Origin of the sequence: Actinomadura bangladeshensis (assembly GCF_004348335.1) — a bacterium.
GTDB lineage: Bacteria > Actinomycetota > Actinomycetes > Streptosporangiales > Streptosporangiaceae > Spirillospora > Spirillospora bangladeshensis.
Genome location: NZ_SMJW01000416.1, coordinates 1 through 4164 on the forward strand (window position 1 = coordinate 1; position 4164 = coordinate 4164).

4 protein-coding genes are annotated in these 4164 nt (G+C 74.7%); all 4 read left to right on the forward strand.

Features of this window, described 5'->3' with window-relative positions; genetic code table 11:
- The first annotated feature begins 71 nt into the window (after window positions 1–71).
- The gene (locus E1284_RS38935; RefSeq protein ID WP_131945150.1) at window positions 72–1826 is read left to right on the forward strand and encodes a DUF2207 domain-containing protein; all 1755 of its coding nucleotides are present in this window, start codon (window positions 72–74) and stop codon (window positions 1824–1826) included.
- A 74-nt stretch (window positions 1827–1900) separates the two neighbouring features.
- A complete protein-coding gene (locus tag E1284_RS38940; protein ID WP_131945151.1) occupies window positions 1901–2329 on the forward strand; it encodes a hypothetical protein in 429 nt (142 codons plus the stop codon).
- 246 nt (window positions 2330–2575) lie between these two features.
- Window positions 2576–3253, forward strand: a complete 678-nt coding sequence (locus E1284_RS38945; protein WP_207924213.1) for a FadR/GntR family transcriptional regulator — start codon at window positions 2576–2578, stop codon at window positions 3251–3253.
- A partial coding sequence (locus E1284_RS42200; protein WP_165965603.1) for an MFS transporter occupies window positions 3250–4164 on the forward strand: 915 nt, incomplete at its 3' end. The genes E1284_RS38945 and E1284_RS42200, both read left to right, overlap by 4 nt.

The window sequence follows — 4164 nt, forward strand, 5'->3', positions numbered from 1 at the left end:
GGGGGCGGCGGGGGGTAGTGACCTGCCATAGCGCAGAATCATCGCACGCATTGCCGATACTATTTGCGGCCATGTCTGCTCTTGCGGCGTTGTTCCGGTTCCGGCCAGTCGTGCTCACGGTGTCGGCCGCCGTGTCGGCCGCGGTCCTGATCCCCGTCCTGCCCTCCTCCCCGGCGGCGGCCGGGACGACCGCCGCCGGGGAGCGGGTGCTGAAGGACGAGGTCGTCCTCACCGCCGGCCGGGGCGGGACCGTGAAGGTGAAGGAGACGATCGTCTACCGGTTCGCCGGCCGCAAGGGCTTCGAGCGGGAGTTCCAGACCCGCACCCACGAGAGCCTCAGCGAGGACCGCGTCTGGAAGCTCGGCAACCTGCGCGCGAGCAGCCCCGACGGCGGGCCGACGAAGGTGACCGCGTCCGAGTCGGGCCTGCGGACGACCGTCGAGGTGAGCGGCGCCAAGGCCGTCACCGGTGACCGCACGGTCGTGCTGGAGTACGACCTGCGCGGCGCGATCACCCCGATGGGCGCGGCGGAGGAGCTGCACTGGCCGGTGGTCGGCGGCTGGAAGGTCCCGCTGGACGAGGCGAAGGCGACCGTCGACGGCGGCGCGCTGATCCGCAGCGTCAACTGCTTCACCGGGCCGATCGGCAGCACGATCGGCTGCACGCAGTACTACACGAACCACACGCACACGCAGGGCGTCTACGCGCAGCAGGGGATGCTGCCCGGCGAGTTCATGACGGTCGTCGCGGGCCTGCCCGCGGGCACGACCGGGGGCCGCGCGATCCACGAGCGGCGGCACACGGTCGCGACCGCGTTCTCGGTGAACGCGGTGACCGGCGGCGCGCTCGCCGGCCTGCTGGTGCTGCTGGTCGGCGGCGTCGCCGCCCTCTACCTGCTGCGCGGCCGGGACGCCCGGGTCGTCGGGAAGAAGGCCGCCGAGGGCGACCATGCGCCGCTCGCCGGGACCGAGTTCGAGCCGCCGGACGGCGTCCGCCCCGGCCAGATCGGCACGCTCATCGACGAGCAGGCCGACGTGATCGACGTGACCGCGACGATCGTCGACCTCGCCGTGCGCGGCTACCTGCTGATCGAAGAGGAGGACCGAGCCCGCACCGGGCGCCTCGACTGGACGCTGCGCCGCCTCGACCGCCCCCAGGTCGACCTGCTCCCCTACGAGCGGATCCTGCTGGACGCGCTGCTCACCGCCCCCGACGGGACGGGCCGGGACGCGGTGCAGCTGTCGGAGCTCGGCGGGACGTTCGCGACGAAGCTCGCGCAGGTCAGGTCCGCGATGTACGACGACGTCGTGAAGCAGGGTTGGTTCGCGCGGCGGCCCGACACCGTCCGGTCCCGGTGGACGGTCGCGGGCATCCTCGTGACGCTGCTCGGCATCGCCGGGACGGTCGCGCTGGCCCTCACCACCGAGTGGGCGCTGGCCGGCCTCGCGCTGATCATCGCGGGCGCGGCGCTGGCCTATGGCGGCCAGTACATGCCGGCGAAGACCGCGCGCGGCGCGACCGTCCTCGCGCACACGATCGGGTTCCGCGCGTTCCTGGAGCGGGGCGCCGTCCCGGACGACGGGGAGGCGGTCGCGTCCCGGCAGCGGATCGCGCTGTTCTCCCGGTTCCTGCCGTACGCGGTCGTGTTCGACACCGTCCCGAAGTGGGCGGAGACGGTCAAGGACGCGGGCGAGCGGGCCGAGGGCGCCGACAACCTCTACTGGTACGAGGGCCCGGCCGAATGGGACCTGTCGAAGTTCGCCGAGTCGATGCGGACGTTCACGCTGGCCACGTCGGGGTCCATCTCCCAGTCGCGCGGCCTGTGACCGCCGCCGGGCGGTTACCCGGCGGTTAACCGCCTGACGCGGGGTAGAGGCCCCGGCGAGGAGGTGTTCGCCTCATGCTCGCCGATTTCCCGGACCCCTCGGTGCCCCCCGGCGGTGTCGGGGACCGCTGGTTCCTCTACATCGGACCGGCCGTCATCTTCCTGGCGGTCGTCTTCTGGGTCGTGCTCACGCTGGCGGCGTCCCGCATCCGGCCGCGCAGCCGGCACCCGAGGGGCGGCCTGCCGAACCGCGGTCCGGTGCAGGGCGGCGTCATCGCGGGCAGCCCGGCCCAGCGCTCGCGCCGCGACCCGGCCCCGTCGGTGACGCACCGCGAGGTCATGGCGCACATCGAGCAGGGGCGGCGCGACGAGGAGGCCGCCCGGGAGGAGGCGCGCGGAGGCCGCGGCGGGCGGCCCGGCGGGGCCTCCGCCGGGACGCGCCGGAAACCGCGGAAACGGCAGGGGCTGCTCGGACACGCCAGGCACCGCAAGCCCCGGAGCTGACCCTCCTCGCGCGGCACCCGGACGCGACGCCCGCCGGACGGCCCTCCCCGTCCCCACCGCCCGGCGGACGTTGTCCGAGCCCGCGGTGGCCGCCGAGACCCCTCCCGGCGGCCACCGCGGGTCCGAATCGATCTCCGCCCGGACCCTCGTCCGTGATCGGACCTCGTCGGTAAGATGTCTGACGTCTTACTTTGGGAGGGTTCAGTGGGATTGAGTCCTGTTGCGGGCGGATCAACGGTCGATGCCGTGCTCGAACAGCTCCAGGCGCAGGTCAGCGGCGGGTCCTGGGCGGTCGGTGAGCGGATCCCGGCGGAGCTGGACCTCGCCGCGCAGCTCGGCGTGAGCCGCCCGGCCGTCCGGGAGGCGATCCGGGCGCTGTCGCACGTCGGGGTGCTGGAGGTGCGGCGCGGCGACGGGACCTACGTCCGCAGCAGCGCCGACCCGCGCCCGCTGCTGCGCCGGGTCGCGCGGGCCTCGGCGCGGGACGTGTTCGAGGTGCAGCTCGCCTACGACGTGCAGGCGGCACGGCTCGCGGCCCGCCGGCGCACCGATGCCGACCTGGCGCGGCTGGAGGAGCTGCTCCGCGCCCGGGACGAGGCCACCGAGCCCGACGCGTTCGGCGCCGCCGACGCCCGGTTCCACCTCGGCGTCGCGGAGGCGTCCCGGAACCCGGTGCTCATCGAGGCGATGCGGTTCTTCCTCGGCCGGCTGCACGAGTCGATGCGCGCGATCCGGCTGGACCACGAGGTCCCCGAGGCGGGCCCGGCCCGGCACCGGGCCGTCCTGGACGCGATCGCGGCCGGCGACCCGCAGGCGGCGGCCTCCGCCGCGGCGGCCGTCGTGGAACCCACCCTCGCCACCCTGGAAGCCCTCCTCGGCAGCACGGAACCGCGGAACGCGCGGTCCGGGAAGGACGCGGGGTGAGCGCGCGGCGGGCCGGGGTCATCGGCTCACTCCTGATGATCGTCTTCCTGGCGGTCAACCTGCGTCCGGCGATCGCGGCGGTGGGGCCGCTGCTGACCGAGATCAGCGACGAGTTCGGGCTGTCGGGGACGGCGGCGGGCGCGCTCACCACGCTGCCGCTGGTGTTCTTCGGCTCCTACGGGCTGGCGGCGGCGTTCCTGCCGCGGGCGCCGCGCGGCGAGACGCTGCTGGTCAGCGCGATGGCGCTGCTCGTCGGCGGGCTGGTGCTGCGGCTCGTGGACGCCCCGGTCGCGCTGTTCGCCGGGTCGCTGGTCGCCGGGATCGCGATCAGCATCGGCAACATCGCGATGCCCGCGATCATCAAGCGGGACCATCCGTCCAGGATCACCACGGTGACGGCGATCTACACGGTCGCGGTGACGGCCGGGGCGTCGCTGTCGTCCGGGTTCGCCGTGCCGGTCGAGCACGCCTTCGACGCGAGCTGGCGGCTGCCGCTCGGGCTGCTGGCGATCCCGGCGGCGCTCGCCGGGCTGCTGTGGGTGCCGCGGGCGCGGCGCGCGGCGCATGCGGCGCGGTCGGCGCCGCCCGCGGCCGCGACGCGCGGCGTCGCGGCACTGGTGTGGCGGTCGGGCCTCGCCTGGCAGGTCACGGTGTTCATGGGCCTGCAGTCGCTGCTCGCCTACGTCGTCCTCGGCTGGCTGCCGACGATCTGCCAGGACCGGGGGATGGACGAGGCGCCCGCCGGCTACGTGCTGGCGCTGTCCGCGGCGACGCAGGCGCTCGGGTCGCTCGCCGTCCCGGTGCTCGCCCGCCGGACCCGCGACCAGCGTCCGCTGGTGCTGACCACCGTGGCACTGACCGTGACCGGTTTCATCGGGGTCACCTGGGCGCCGATCGGGTCGGTGTGGGGG